Source organism: Curtobacterium flaccumfaciens UCD-AKU, from assembly GCF_000349565.1.
In the GTDB taxonomy this organism is placed as follows: Bacteria; Actinomycetota; Actinomycetes; order Actinomycetales; family Microbacteriaceae; genus Curtobacterium; species Curtobacterium poinsettiae.
On record NZ_KB714620.1, the window covers coordinates 234,809 to 248,647 of the forward strand.

Here is a 13,839-nt window from a genome sequence, read left to right on the forward strand (position 1 = left end):
GGTACCGGGCCTCCGGCGTGCGTGCGAGCGGACTAGACCGCGGCGTGCTCCGCGACGCTCGCCGTCAGGGAATCGCCCTCGACGTCGATCCGCACGGTGTCGCCCGCGGTGACCCCGCCCTCGACCACCAGGGTCGCGATGCGGTCGTCGACCTCGCGCTGGATGAGCCGACGGAGCGGGCGCGCGCCGTACTCCGGCTCGTACCCGTGCTCGGCCAGCCAGGCGACCGCGGCGTCGGACACCGACAGGACCATGTCCTGTGCGACCAGCCGGAGCGCCGTGTCCTGCAGCAGCAGGGACACGATCGACGCGATCTGGGACCGGTCGAGCTTGCGGAACAGCACGATCTCGTCGATGCGGTTGATGAACTCGGGCCGCATGACCTCGCGCAGCTTGCCCATGACGCGGGCCCGCAGGTCGTCCTCGGCGAAGCCGTCCGTGGCACCGACCGGGGAGAACCCGAGCGCTCCCGAGCGGGAGGCCAGGAACTCCGAGCCGATGTTCGACGTCATGATGACGACGGTGTTCCGGAAGTCGACCGTCCGCCCCTGCCCGTCGGTGAGCCGGCCGTCGTCGAGCACCTGCAGCAGCAGGTTGAAGACGTCCGGGTGGGCCTTCTCGACCTCGTCGAGCAGGATCACCGAGTACGGGTTGCGACGGACACGCTCGGTGAGCTGGCCGGCCTCGTCGTGGCCGACGTACCCGGGAGGGGCACCGACCAGGCGCGACACGGTGTGGCGTTCGCCGAACTCGCTCATGTCGAAGCGGAGCATGGCGGACTCGTCACCGAACAGCGACGACGCCAGGGCCTTCGCGAGTTCGGTCTTGCCGACGCCGGTCGGTCCGAGGAACAGGAAGCTGCCCACCGGACGACGCGGGTCGCCCATGCCGGTCCGGCTGCGCCGAACCGCCTTGGCGATCGCCCGCACGGCGTCGTCCTGGCCGACGACGCGGTCGTGCAGCTCGGACTCGAGCGCGGCGAGCCGCGTCTTGTCGGCCGAGCCGAGTCGGGTCACCGGGATCCCGGTGGCACGGGACACCACGGCGGCGATGTCGGCTTCCGTGATCGACGTGTCCGCGGATTCCGGACGGGAGGCCTGGCTGGCGTCCGCCGACGAGGCGGCGGTGATCCGGGCCTCCAGTCCGACGATCTCGTCACGCAGGTCGGACGCTTCCTCGTAGTGCTCCTCGGCGACCGCGCTGTCCTTGCGGGCGGTCAGGTCGGCGACCTGGGCCCGCAGTGCCTCGACGTCGACGTCGCCCGACAGGGCGAGGCGGCGGCGTGCACCGGCCTGGTCGACGAGGTCGATGGCCTTGTCCGGCAGGTGCCGGTCGGTCACGTAGCGGTGCGAGAGCTCGACCGCGGCGCGGAGTGCCTCGGGCGTGTAGGCGACGCCGTGGTGCTCCTCGTAGCGCGGGGCGAGGCCGGTCAGGATCGCGACGGCGTCCTCGACGTTCGGCTCCCCCACCGTGACGGGCTGGAACCGGCGCTCGAGCGCGGCGTCCTTCTCGATCCGGCGGTACTCGTCGAGCGTCGTCGCGCCGACCAGGTGCAGGTCGCCGCGGGCGAGCCGGGGCTTGAGGATGTTGCCGGCGTCCATCGAGCCGCCCTCGCCGCCGCCACCGGCGCCGACGACGGTGTGGAGTTCGTCGACGAAGACGATGAGCTCGTCGGCGTGCGCCGCGATCTCGTCCATCGCCGTGGTGAGGCGCTCCTCGAAGTCGCCGCGGTACCGGGTGCCGGAGAGCATGCCGGGCAGGTCGAGCGCGACGACCCGCTTGCCCTGCAGCAGGGCGGGGACGTCGCCGTCGACGATGCGCTGGGCGAGGCCCTCGACGATCGCGGTCTTGCCGACGCCGGGCGCACCGATCAGCACCGGGTTGTTCTTGGTGCGGCGGAGCAGGATCTCGACGGTCTGCTCGATCTCGTCGGCGCGGCCGATCACCGGGTCGACGTGCCCGTCACGGGCGCGCTCGGTCAGGTCGGTGCCGAACTGGTCGAGCGTCGGGGTGTCGCTGTCGGAACCGGACTCGGCCGTTCCGGTCGTCGCAGCGGTTCCTGGCATGGAGCGCCCCGCTCGTGCTGCTGCCGCGGCCTGCTGGGCGTAGTCCTGCATGACCTGCGGGGTGATCCCGGCGCTGGCGAGCAGCTGGCCGGTCACGGTCTCCTGGTCCGTCACGAGCGCGAAGAAGACGTGCTCGGGGTCGGTGTAGGTGCTGCCGAAGCCCCGCGCGGCCTGCGTCGCCTCGACGAGGATGCGCTGGGCGGTGCCGGTCAGTGCAGGGCTGCCGGTCTGCTCGGCGAGCGGTCCGTGCGCCATCGGCAGGCGCTGCTCGATCTCGTCGGCGAGGCGCTGGGGGTCGACCCCGGCAGAACGCACGACGGCGTCGAACGGTTCGGTGCGGACGAGCACGTGCAGGATGTGCAGTGCGTCGATCTCGCGCTGCCCCTGCGCGAGCGCGAACTCGGCGGTGTGCTGGAGCAGCTCGTGGGTCCGGCGGCTGAGCAGCCGGGTGATGTCGACCGGTCGACCGAACGCGCGGACGCGCTGCTGGTCACCGGTGCGCTGTGCCGCGAGCAGGCGGGCGAGGAACTCGTCGAACGAGTCGTTGCTACCGGTCGGGCCGAACGTCTCTGGCAAAGGGACCTCCTGGGGAACTTGAGTGCCTTCGACTCAATGCAACGCAGGAGGGCCCGGGTCATTCCCGGGTGCCGAAAAAACTTGCGGCGACTCGACTCAGGTCCGCGCGATGGGTGCGGCGACCGCCTCGGTGATCCGTGCGAGGTCGGTCGGTGCCACCTCGACGTCGAAGCCGCGCCGTCCGCCGGACACGAAGATGCTCGCGTACGACAGTGCTGACTCGTCGAGCACGGTGCGGAGCCGGGTCTTCTGGCCGACCGGACTTATGCCGCCGACCACGTAGCCCGTGCGCTTCTCGGCGAGGGCGGGATCGGCCAACGTCGCCTTCTTGCCCCCGACCGCCGCGGCGATGGCCTTGAGGTCGAGCCGGTTCGCCACCGGCACGATCGCCACCGCCAGTGCGCCGTCGACCGAGACGACCAGGGTCTTGAAGACCTGCTCCTCGCGGAGGCCGAGGGCGGCGGCCGCCTCTTCGCCGAAGTTGGTGGCGCTCTCGTGGTGCTCGTACACGTGCGGCGTGTACGGGACCCCGGCCGCCTCGAGCGCGACGGTCGCTGGGGTGCTCGGCGAACCTGCGGTCATGCCGTGATCCTCCCCCGCCGCACCTTCCGGTCCTCGACGGCACGCGGGCGTTACGCTGAACGGACCATGACCGCCGTCCTGCTCGTGCTCCGCGCCACCGCCGCGCTGGTGCTCGGTGACCCCGCCGCGGGGGTCCTGCCCCTGCTGGCGGTGGCGGCGCTCGGACTGACCGCGGTCGCCGTGACCGTGGTGGTCGCACGCCTGCTCGTCGCGGTGCTGGCGGCCGTCATCGGCGTCGGATCGACGTCGATGTCCGATCGGACCGCCGTGCCCGACCTGGTCACCCGCATCGGGTGGAGCCACCCCGACGCCGACGGACACGTCCGCTCGCGGGCACCGGGGGTCGCGACCCCGGCCTGACCACCGACCGGTGGCCGGGCCGCACGCGCACCCCGCTGACCCACCACCGATCGGAACCGTCATGGACCTGTCCACCCTGCCCCTCGTCGGCCCGCTGCTGCACGGCGGCGCGGACCTCGTCGCCGCGCTCACCGCGGCGCTGTCCCCCGTCGCCGGCTCGTTCGCCGCGGCGATCGCCGTCGTGCTCCTCACCCTGGCCGTCCGCCTGGTGCTCGTGCCGCTGTCCGTGCTGCAGGTGCGGGCCGAGCGCGACCGTCGGCGCCTCGCACCCCAGCTCGCGGCGCTGCGGAAGCGGTACGGCCGCGACACCCAGCGCCTGCAGCGCGCGATGCAGCAGCTCTACACGGACGAGAAGGTCTCGCCGCTGGCCGGCTGCCTGCCCGTCCTCGCGCAGGCACCCGTGGTGTCGCTCGTCTACGCCCTGTTCACGCATGCATCGATCGGCGGCACCGCGAACACCCTGCTGGACGCCACGTTCGTCGGGGTCCCGCTCGGGCACTCCCTGATCGTCACGCTCACGTCGCCGCTGTGGGTGCACGCCTGGGTGGTGCTGGTGTTGTTGGCGGTGCTCGCGGTCGTCGTCGAGCTGAGCCGCCGGTCGAACCTGCACTGGAACCCGGTGGCGGCGCCGGAGCCCGGCACGCCCGGGGCCGCCGCGACGGTCGCCGTCGGCCGGTACGTGCCGTTCGTCACGGTCGTGTTCGCGGCGATCGCACCGCTCGCCGCCGCGCTCTACGTCGTGACGAGTGCGGCCTGGACGTACGGGGAACGCGCCGTGCTGCGCCGGGTGGTCCGCTAGCCGCCCTGGCCCTCCTGCTGCGGGCCCTGGTCGACCGGGTCGTACTCGGTGCCGCGACCCTGTTCCTCGTCGGCGGTCGGCACGTGGCGTTCCGTGCCGGTCCCGCCGGGGCTGGTCGCCACGTAGTCGGCCTCGCCGGACTGGGTGTCGTGGCTCAGCGGCTCGAGGGTCTCGGCGTCGGCGTCGTGCTGCGGCGTGGGGTCGGTGCTCATGCACCACGCCTACTCCCTCGTTCTGGGTGCGCGCGCACGGCCGAGCGGTGCCACGATGGACCTGTCCACGCGACCGGCAGAGCGGGAGTGCGCATGGCCCACGACGACGTGGCAGCGGAACGGGCACGGCTCGAAGCCGTCGCCTGGGGAGCAGGGTCGAGCCCGGCGGACGCGGCGCGCGCCCGGATCGCGCTGCAGGACCTGGAGCGCGGACAGCGACCGCGCAGGCGCCCGGTCGCGACGGCACGGGATCCACTGCCGGGAGGCCCGGGACCGGCCCGCACGTCGGCCCCGTCCGCAGCGCGGTCGGGTCCAGGGCCCGTGGCCGGGCCAGTGCCGGCTTCTGTACCCGCGCCCGCCGGCGCTGCGGCCGTGCCCGCTGCAGCCGACGCGCCGGAGCCGACCGACGGCGGTGGGGGCGACCACGTCGACGAGGCGCGGGGTGACGGCGGAGGCGAGCCGGGCCTCCAGGCCGTGCCGACCGCTCGCACCCGGTGGCGTCGGTGGCTGTGGACGGAGCGACCACGCGCCTGGATCGCGGGCGGCGCGGCGGCGGCGGTGGGCGTGGCGTTCGCGGCCGGGACGCTCGTCGGGACCGCGCAGCCCGACGTCGCAGCCGCGCCGAGCGTCACGCCGACGGCGGGGACGGTGACCCTCGAGCAGCTGCTCGACGTGCCGCAGACGTACGCCGACCAGCTGCCTGGGCCGGTCGCGGCGCCCGTGAGCCTGCACACGACGCGACTGGTCTTCACGAACCGGGCGCTCGACGGCGGGACCGCCGAGACCCCCTGGAACGTCTGGGCCGGCATCGGGACCGACCGGTCGACGATCTGCCTGGTGGCGACGGCGGACCGCATCGAGTCGTCGACGGCGTGCTTCCCACGGCAGGCGGCGTTGCACGGATCGGTGTCGATGTCGGCGCAGTCCAGGAGCGGCACGTTGACGATCGAGCTGCGCGGCGGTGGGGTCCAGGGTCGGGTGACGAACGAGTACTGAGCGAGTGGTCGGGAGCTGAGTGTTTCGTTGGAGCGCTCCGACAAATGTGCTGGATGCCCTCGCGAGAGGCGTTCCATCGTGCAACACTGGATGAGCGCACTCGTCGTGGAGTCGTACCCACATCATCCACATCCGCCAGCGAGCGCGCCCCGCAGACCCTCCAGGTCACCGCCGTCAGAACGATCGGCACCGTCGCGCGCTCCACCGTGCCTCGGAGGAGGTCAGCAGCGTGTCCACCAACACCACCACCTCGGCCGTGTCGACCCACACGCGGCCGATCACCGTCACCAGCCAGTCGATCGTCGGCATCGCCGTCCTCGGACTGGCCACGTTCTTCGCCATCACCACCGAGCTCATGCCCGTCGGGCTGCTCGGCACGATGAGCGCCGACCTCGGCGTCACCGAGGCAACCATGGGCATCGTCATCACCGTGTACGCCGCCGCCGTCGCGATCCTCGCGCTGCCGCTCACCGCGTTCACCGCGAGGCTGCCGCGCAAGACCGTGCTCGTCGCCACGCTCGTCGGCTACACCGTGTCGAACCTGATGGTCGCGCTCGCCCCGTCCTTCGCCGTGGTGTGCGCCGGACGCGTCGTCGGCGGCATCGCGCACGCGCTGTTCTTCTCGGTCGCCTCGGCGTACGCCACCCGGATCGTGCCGCCGCGGCTGGCCGGTCGCGCGATCGCGTTCGTGTACTCCGGTAGCTCGCTCGGGTTCGTGCTCGGCGTGCCCCTCGCGACCTGGGTCGCGCAGCACATCGGCTGGCGCCAGGCCGTGTTCTCCGTCGGGGTCGCCGCAGCGGCACTCGCGATCGTCGCCCTGCTGTTCCTGCCCGCCGTCCGCGGTGCCTCGTCGCCGCACATCGGGTCGCCGAAGGCCTGGGCGCGCACCGGACTGCTGTCCGTCGTGATCGCCGACATGCTGCTCTTCGCCGGGCACTACGTCGTCTACACCTACATCGGGCCGTACGCGATCGACGCCGGGCTCGATGCCGGCATGGTGAGCGGGGCGCTGCTCGTGCTCGGTGGCACCGGTGTCGTCGGGCTCTGGCTCGCCGGCATGTTCGTGGACCGTGCGCCCCGGCAGACCCTGATCGCCTCGGTCGCCGTGATGGCCGTGGCCTTCGCGACGATGCCGTTCGTGCACGGCTCCCTGATCGGGACGATGGTCGTCGCGGGCGTCTGGATGGCCGCGAACGGCACCACGGGCACGCTCTTCATGGCCGCGGCGATCCGCGCCGGAGGCGTCTCCCCCGACATCGCCGGCGCACTGGTGAACGGCGCGTCGAACATCGGCATCGCCGGTGGTGCGGCGTTCGGTGGGCAGGCGCTCGGGATCGTCGGGCTGCAGTACCTGCCGTTCGCCGGCGCCGCGGTGCTGGTCGGGGCGCTCGGGGTCGTCGTGCTGGCGCGCCGTGGGTTCCCGGTGCACTCGCACGCGCAGGAGCACCTGTCGACCTCGTCCATCGAGGCCATCACGTCGTCGCTCGCGGTCGTCACCACGTCGGTGCCGGTCGTCGGGCGGGCGATCCAGACGGTCACGGGGTCGATCGGCGTCGTCACGGGTTCGGTGCGGCGGCCGCGGACGCGTTAGGGGCTGGCGCGGGCGGCGGGCGGTCGGCGCTCGAGCGGCGTGTCGGCCCGCCGAGTGGTCGCGACATGCCGTTGGCGTGGCGTCGGGGTCGCACGAACTGTCGCCTGACGGGTCGGCGGGCGACGGTTTGCGACCACTCGGTGGACGCCGGCGGCGTGTTGTGCGACCGCTGCGACGGCGGAAGGCCTGGCGCCGAGTGGTCTCGACATGCCGTTGGCGTGGCGTCGGGGGCGCTTGAACTGTCGTCTGCGGGGGCGGCGGGCGACGGTTTGTGACCCCTCGGTGGACGCGGGCGGCGTGTTGTGCGACCGCAGCCGCCGCGACCGCGCCCGCGCCCGCCGGGCGGTCAGTCCTGCAGGTGGTCGGTGCGGCGGCGGTTGCGCACCGCGCGGTAGGTCAGCAGGGCCGCCCCGATCAGCACGAGCACCCCGGCGGCGATGAGACCCGGGCCGAGGTCCGCGCCCGTGTACGCCAGCGGTCCACCGTCCCCCGCGTCGCCCTGGCCCGAGACCGGTGCGGAGCCAGAGCCCGAGCCGGCAGCGGGGCCGGTCGGAGCCGCTGAAGGAGCGCCACTCGGCGACGGTGACGGCGGCGGAGCGGGAGCCGGACCCACCGCGGCCCGCACCACGAACGCCAGCGGCGTCGCGGCCCAGGACTCCGGGGTGACGACGGTCGCCGCCTCGGCCCCCTCGACGTCGACCGAGACGACGTACTCGGTCGTGGGCTCCAGGCCGGTCAGGTCGAAAGCACCGTCGTCGTCCGTGACGACCGACACGGGATCGCCGGACTGCGTGTCCGTCGGAGCCGCGACGACCTCGACGTCCGGAACGGGCTCGCCGTTCGTGTCGACGACCGTGCCGGGTTGGTCGGTCGTGACCTCGGCTGCGGTTGCTGCGGAGGCGAACGGCAGGTCGGACGAAGCACGCTCGCCGGCGACGGCCGTCACACCGGTGTTCGAGGTCGCCCCGGTCGCCCCCGGCTCGGGACGTTCGGTCCGGACGGTGTACGTGCCCGCCGCGGTGGCGAAGACGTAGCGACCGTCGGCATCGGTCTCCGTCGATGCGACCACGGCGCCCGTGCCGTCGACGAGCTCGACCACCGCGCCGGCGGGCACGGATGCACCGTCGAGCGAGACCGCACCCGCTACCGTCGCGACGACGGCGGCCGGCACATCGATCTCGTCGGGGACTGCCGGTGCCGCGTCGACGTCGCCGGTCGTGATGGTCACGGGCGGCTCGTCGGCGACGGACACGTCGACGTCGGTGTCCGCCGGCAGGTCCGAGCCGGTGTAGACGCCGTCGCTGTTCGTCGTGGTGTCGACGAGGACGTCCCCGGAGTCCGGGTCGGTGATGACGACCTCGAGGTTCGAGACCGGTCGGCCGTCCTCGTCGACCACGGTGCCGATGACCGACACGGTGTCCTCCGGCGACGTGAACGCGAAGTCGGCCTGCTGGTCCACGCCGCCCGGCGAGCCTGCCTGGGCGAGGGAGACCCTGGTCGGCTGGTCCGGGCCCTGGGCGCCGTCCGGCGGGGTGATCTCGACGCGGTAGTTCGCGATGACCGGCAGCTGCGGGAACGCGTAGGTGCCGTCGGGGTCGGTGGTCGTCGTGGAGACGGTGCCGCGCGGAGCGGTGACGCGGACGATCGCCCCGGGGATGGGGGCGCCGTCGAGGGTCGCCGTGCCGGTGATCGCGGCGGTGCGGTTGGCGAACCAGGTCTGGTACACGGGGAACCCGCTGCGCTGCTGGTCCGTGATCGTCAGGCTGGTGAGTGACACGGTCGGCGTGAACCAGGCCGTGGCACCGGCGGTGTCGACCGCGCCGGTGTTGCCCGTCAGGGTCCGGGTGGCCGGGTCCCAGGTGGGCCGGTCCTGGCCGGTCGTGCCGTCGGGGTCGGCGGTGCACGACGGCCCTCCGGCGACGGCGGCCGAGCACGAGTTGTAGGAGCTCACGTAGCCGAGCTGCTCCGCGGTCGCGGCGCCACCCCCGGAGACGGTGGCCGAGATGGTCGCCCGGTCGGCGTCGACGTCGCCGAGCACGAACGACCAGCTCTGGGCACCCGGCGTCGGCTCGGCGAACGTGTAGGTGGTCGTCGATGCCCCGGTCGTGGGCGAGTCGACGTTCGGCCGCTGGTTCATGTAGGTCGTGCCGCGGCTCGTCCCGTAGACCGCGCCCGACGGGGTCGACGCCGACTGCCAGGTCGATGCCCCGCTGACGACGGTCGACTGCCGGGAGTCCGACGTGAAGGTCGTCTCCGGGAACCCATCGAGCGTCATCGTGCCGGTGTAGGCCCGGCTCGCTCCGCTGAGGGTGAAGGTCCCCCAGTTGCCGACCGGCTCCGCCGACGCACTGGTCGCGCCGCCGATCGCGAGTCCTGCTCCGAGTGCGAGGGCCGTCAGCCCTGCCGTGACCGCGCGCCAGCGCCGCATGTGTGCTCCCCCGCTGTGGCGCCGGAGAACCCGACACCCCCTCAGACTATCCAGCGGGCGCGGCTCGTGTCCGGGGCACGACACAAGCAAGAAGGTCCCGCCGAGTGGTCACGACATGCCGCGCGCCGATCGTCGAGTGGCCGAGAAGTGTCGGCTGGAGGCCCGCCGGACGACGGTTCGTGACCCCTCGACGAACACGAGCGGCGCGTCAGGAACCGAGCTCCACGAGGGCGTCGAGCGCCGGCACCTGCCCGGCCACCACGAGCTCCCGCGCCTGGTCGACACCGACCCACCGCGCGTCGTCCACCTCGGGCACCTCGACGAACCGCCCCGACCCGCGCGGCAGTTCGAGCCGCACGGTGTTGCTCCGCACGGTGTCGACCGAGAACCCCGACGCCGCGGCCGCGAAGACGCGCACGCGCTTGCCGGATGCCTGCCGGAACTCCCCCAGGTCGGTCAGGTCTGCGGCGCCCACCGGTGCGGGCACGCCGATCTCCTCGGCGAACTCTCGCAACGCGGTCACGTCGGGCTGCTCACTGACCTCGACCAGGCCCTTCGGGATCGACCAGGCACGCGGCCGGTTCCGCCAGAACGGCCCACCCATGTGGGCGAGGAAGACCTCGGGCCCGGACGGACCGGTCCGGTGCAGCAACAGTCCGGCGCTCACGACCACGGCCCGAGACTACGCAAGGACCTGCCGGGAGGCCCGGGTCACCGCCGCCGCGCCGCGCACCACCCGGCGTGGCCGGGCCCACCGCCGGTTCCCCGGCCCGCGCCGGGAGTACCGTGTGGCGCACGGAGCGCCGTGTGACGCCCCCGGAGGACCTGCGATGGAGGAGGCCGATCGGGATGGACGAACGATGGACGACGGTGACGCTGGCCGCGGACGCCGCGATGCCGCACGACGAGGCCCTGCGGTGGATCGTGTCGCGTGCGGGCAACGGCATCGAGCGGATCCGGATCATCGGTGCGGACCCGGCGATCGAGGGACCCCGACCGGTCGCCGACCGTCTGGCCGAGGCCGCCCGCGCCGCCCTGCCCGGGGTCACCGTCGAGGTGCACCGGCACGCGGGGCCGTTCGCCACCGCCCTGGTCGAGGAGTCGGACGGGGGCGACCTCCTGGTCATCGGCACGTTCCGGAGCCGGCGGGGTTCGACCGCCGGTGGCGACCCGGCACGCGTGGCGGTCCGGGCCGCCGTGCCGACGGTGATCGTCCCCGAGGGGCCGCACCCGATCGACGGCGACGTGGTGCTGGCCGTCGAGGAACCGAACGACGAACGCGCCGTCTCGATCGCCGTCGGCGAGGCCGTCCGGCTGCACCGCCGACTGACGCTGCTGCGGGCGTGGGAGATGCCCGTGCTGACCAGGACCGGGCTCACCGACTTCGCCGAGGACCCCCTGCGGTGGCGCGCCCGGAACGCCGAACTGCTGCAGCGGGTCACCGAGGACCTGACCGCGCGGTTCCCGGCGGTGCGGATCCGGCCGCTGCTCGTCGAGGGACACCCGGGGCACGCAATCGCATCGCGCACCCGGCGGGCGTCGCTCGTGGTGCTCGGACGGGGGCACGTGCGGGTGCTGTCCGGCGCACTGCTGCACGACGTGGTGCGTGAGACGGCCGCACCGGTCTGCGTCGTCCCGCCGGCCGCGCACCCGGACAGCGCGGTGCCGGAAGGGGTCAGCCGGCGAGTTCCCGGATCGCGTCGGCCATCTGGTCGGTGAGGTAGGCGACACCGCGGCCGTTCGGGTGCAGGGCGCCGGCCTGCAGGTCGATGCGTCGCAGGTCGCTCGAGCCGGTCAGGCTGACGCCCGCGACGTACCGCTCGTCCGCCGGGGCGCAGGCCGAGTGGGCCTCGGTGCGGTCGAGGACGTCGACGAACCGGACTCCGGCGGCGTCCGCGGCGGAAGCGGAAACGGTGTCGAGCTCCTCCTGCACGCCGTGCAGGTACGCGACGTCGTCGTCGGTGAAGGGGAAGGTGTCCGACGGGAAGGACCCGGCGAGGGTGCCGAGGTCGAGCGCCGAGCGGAAGCAGCCCTTCGCCGGGGTGTGCTCGGTGTCCGGGAAGATCGCCGGGTACCCGAGGAACACCACGACGGCGTTCGGTGCGGCCCGTTTCACTGCTGCCAGGGTGTCGGCGATCCCGAGCGCGACCCGGGACTGGATCTTGGCGCTGAGTTGGTCCTCACCGTCCTGCACGAGCGTGCTCTCGCACGACGGCGCGGCACGTCCGGAGAACACCGGGCCGTCGGCCGAGATCGCCAGGCACGACGCGGCGGTGCCGAACAGGTCGGCGTCGTTGCCGCCGATCGTCAGGGTCACGAGCCGGGTGCGCGACGACAGTGACTCGATCTGCGGTGGGACGCCGTTGAACTGGTGCCCGGTCGTGACGTCCTCGCTCGTGGCGCCGGCGCACGTGACGTCGGTCAGGTCGAGGCCGAACCGTGCCGCGAGCCGGTGCGGGTAGTCACGGGCCGACTGCACGCACGCGCTCGTGGGCAGTCGGGTGCGATCGCCGAGCCCGTACCCGGCGGAGTACGAGTCACCGAGCGCGACGTACTCGCTGCCCGGCGGCAGGTCGGCGAGCGATTCGGCGGGGTCGTCCGGCACCGGGTAGGGCTGTGGGACGGGCCACATCGGGGCAGCCGAGGCGGGCTGCACCGAACCCGGAGCCGCGACCCCTGCCACCACCAGCCCGACGGCGGCCACCGCTGCCAGGGCGGCGAGCAGCGTCGTACGGGCGGTGCGGAGCAGTTGCGGCCTCCGGGCGGGTGCGGCGGATCGGTCGGTCGGGTCGGGCGGTGGCGCGGGACGGTGTCAGCGGCGTCCGAGTCGGCGTTCGCCACCGCTGCCGGTGCGGTACTCCAGCCCGTAGTGCTGGAACAGCACCGGCTCGTTGGCGGCGTCGAGTTCCCCGTCGGTCGGGATCGACGGTGCGTCCTTGACGAGCTTCTTCGGGAACGCCACGCGCAGGTGCTTCGGGGCGACGGTCGCGCCGAACAGCGGGACGAAGACGAGCTTGTGGAACCCGACCATGCCGGTGGTCAGGGCACCGAACGCCGGCTCGGACGTGGCGGTGTCGTAGTAGATGCTCTCGAGCGTGCCGACCTTGTCGTCGGCCTCGTCGACGACGGGCAGACCGATCCAGTCACGGATGTTCGCGGCTTCGAACACGAAGGACTCCCTCCGAGCAACCGGCAGGTCCGGGTGGCTCTCGGTCGACGCTACCGCTCGGTCGCCTGAGCGGTCACCCGGAGCCGGTCGACTGCGCCGAGCACGTCGTCCGCGGTGACGGCGAGGATGGCCGGGTCCGGGTCCTCGGCGAAGACGTCGCCGCGGCGCACCGAGGCGTCGGTGAGCACGATGTGCGGGCCGGTCGCGGGCGGACCCCACGCCTCGGGCGGTGCCGGGCCGAACAGCACCACCGAGGGCACCCCGTACGCGGTCGCCAGGTGCGCAGCACCGGTGTCGACCGTGACGACGAGCCGCGCCGCGGCGATCACCGCGGCGAACGCCTGCAGGTCCAGCGTGCCGGCCAGGACCGCCTCCGGCGCCAGGCCGGCCGCGTCGGCGACGGCACGGGCGCGCACGACGTCGTCCGAGCCTCCTGTCAGGACCACGTCGGCACCGCGCGCCCGGAGCCCGCGCACCACGTCGGCGAAGCGGTCGGTCGGCCAGTGCCGCGCACCGTGGAAGGCCCCCACGTGCACGACGGCCGCGCCGGCGACCACCGGGGGCGCGGCGGGGCGGTCGATGTGCACCTCGGTCGCGTCCGCGGGGATGCCGTGCCACGTGAGCAGGTCCGCCCAGCGGTCGCGCTCGTGCACGCCGTCGGGCCACTCCGGGCCCTCGTAGTCGTGGGTGGGGTCGGCGTGTCCGATCACCCGGCGCGGGCCGAGCGCGGCGACGAGGTCCGAGGACTCCGGGCCGGCGCCGTGCAGGTTGACGGCGACGTCGACGGCTCCGTGCGGCACCCCGATCGGGTGGTCGAGACCGTGCTGGGCCAGGTGCACGTCCACCGCCAGGACGAGTTCGACGACCGGCGCCAGCCACGCCGTGGTGGCCAGGGTGATGCGGTGGTCGGGGAAGGCACGGCGGAGCGCGTGCAGTGCGGGGACGGCGACGAGCAGGTCGCCGAGCTTGATGGCACGGAGGACGAGCAGTTCCGGGCGTCCGTCGGAGTCGGGCAGGCGTTCGAGGGCGGTCACCGCCGTGACGGTAGACCCGCCACGCT

13 protein-coding genes are annotated in these 13,839 nt (G+C 73.4%); 5 read left to right on the forward strand and 8 right to left on the reverse strand.

The window, feature by feature from the left end:
* Positions 1-32 precede the first annotated feature (32 nt).
* Together H489_RS29380 and ybaK are read right to left on the reverse strand one after the other, a co-directional pair.
* Positions 33-2,642, reverse strand: coding sequence for an ATP-dependent Clp protease ATP-binding subunit (locus H489_RS29380; protein WP_017887367.1), 2,610 nt, complete (start codon positions 2,640-2,642; stop codon positions 33-35).
* Between the two features lie 96 nt (positions 2,643-2,738).
* Positions 2,739-3,224: a Cys-tRNA(Pro) deacylase gene (ybaK, locus tag H489_RS29385; RefSeq protein WP_017887368.1), complete on the reverse strand. Its 486-nt coding sequence runs from the start codon at positions 3,222-3,224 to the stop codon at positions 2,739-2,741.
* Positions 3,225-3,290: 66 nt separating this feature from the next.
* Here ybaK and H489_RS29390 point away from each other — a divergent pair, with 66 nt between their 5' ends.
* Together H489_RS29390 and H489_RS29395 are read left to right on the forward strand one after the other, a co-directional pair.
* Positions 3,291-3,584, forward strand: coding sequence for a hypothetical protein (locus H489_RS29390; protein WP_017887369.1), 294 nt, complete (start codon positions 3,291-3,293; stop codon positions 3,582-3,584).
* 61 nt (positions 3,585-3,645) lie between these two features.
* Positions 3,646-4,383 (forward strand): YidC/Oxa1 family membrane protein insertase, encoded by a 738-nt coding sequence (locus H489_RS29395; protein WP_017887370.1) that lies wholly within the window; start codon positions 3,646-3,648, stop codon positions 4,381-4,383.
* Here H489_RS29395 and H489_RS29400 read toward each other — a convergent pair.
* Positions 4,380-4,595 carry a hypothetical protein gene (locus H489_RS29400; protein ID WP_017887371.1) on the reverse strand — a complete coding sequence of 72 codons (216 nt, stop codon included), beginning with the start codon at positions 4,593-4,595 and terminating at the stop codon, positions 4,380-4,382. The genes H489_RS29395 and H489_RS29400 overlap by 4 nt on opposite strands.
* Positions 4,596-4,967: 372 nt before the next feature.
* Here H489_RS29400 and H489_RS29405 point away from each other — a divergent pair, with 372 nt between their 5' ends.
* Positions 4,968-5,591: a hypothetical protein gene (locus tag H489_RS29405; RefSeq protein ID WP_017887372.1), complete on the forward strand. Its 624-nt coding sequence runs from the start codon at positions 4,968-4,970 to the stop codon at positions 5,589-5,591.
* 229 nt (positions 5,592-5,820) lie between these two features.
* Positions 5,821-7,182 (forward strand): MFS transporter, encoded by a 1,362-nt coding sequence (locus tag H489_RS29410; protein ID WP_017887373.1) that lies wholly within the window; start codon positions 5,821-5,823, stop codon positions 7,180-7,182.
* A gap of 346 nt (positions 7,183-7,528) precedes the next feature.
* Here the strand turns inward: H489_RS29410 and H489_RS29415 are convergent, their stop codons facing one another.
* Positions 7,529-9,610, reverse strand: coding sequence for a carboxypeptidase-like regulatory domain-containing protein (locus H489_RS29415; RefSeq protein WP_020381111.1), 2,082 nt, complete (start codon positions 9,608-9,610; stop codon positions 7,529-7,531).
* A 208-nt stretch (positions 9,611-9,818) separates the two neighbouring features.
* Positions 9,819-10,283, reverse strand: coding sequence for an NUDIX domain-containing protein (locus tag H489_RS29420; RefSeq protein WP_017887374.1), 465 nt, complete (start codon positions 10,281-10,283; stop codon positions 9,819-9,821).
* A 176-nt stretch (positions 10,284-10,459) separates the two neighbouring features.
* On the opposite strand from H489_RS29420, the gene H489_RS29425 reads away from it, so the two are divergent.
* The gene (locus H489_RS29425; RefSeq protein WP_017887375.1) at positions 10,460-11,329 is read left to right on the forward strand and encodes a universal stress protein; all 870 of its coding nucleotides are present in this window, start codon (positions 10,460-10,462) and stop codon (positions 11,327-11,329) included.
* Here H489_RS29425 and H489_RS29430 read toward each other — a convergent pair.
* The 3 genes from H489_RS29430 to H489_RS29440 form a co-directional block, all read right to left on the reverse strand.
* Positions 11,286-12,242, reverse strand: a complete 957-nt coding sequence (locus H489_RS29430; protein WP_152427268.1) for an SGNH/GDSL hydrolase family protein — start codon at positions 12,240-12,242, stop codon at positions 11,286-11,288. The genes H489_RS29425 and H489_RS29430 overlap by 44 nt on opposite strands.
* A 180-nt stretch (positions 12,243-12,422) precedes the next feature.
* Positions 12,423-12,779: a PRC-barrel domain-containing protein gene (locus tag H489_RS29435; protein ID WP_017887377.1), complete on the reverse strand. Its 357-nt coding sequence runs from the start codon at positions 12,777-12,779 to the stop codon at positions 12,423-12,425.
* Positions 12,780-12,829: 50 nt separating this feature from the next.
* Positions 12,830-13,813: a glycosyltransferase family 9 protein gene (locus tag H489_RS29440; protein WP_017887378.1), complete on the reverse strand. Its 984-nt coding sequence runs from the start codon at positions 13,811-13,813 to the stop codon at positions 12,830-12,832.
* Positions 13,814-13,839: the final 26 nt, after the last annotated feature.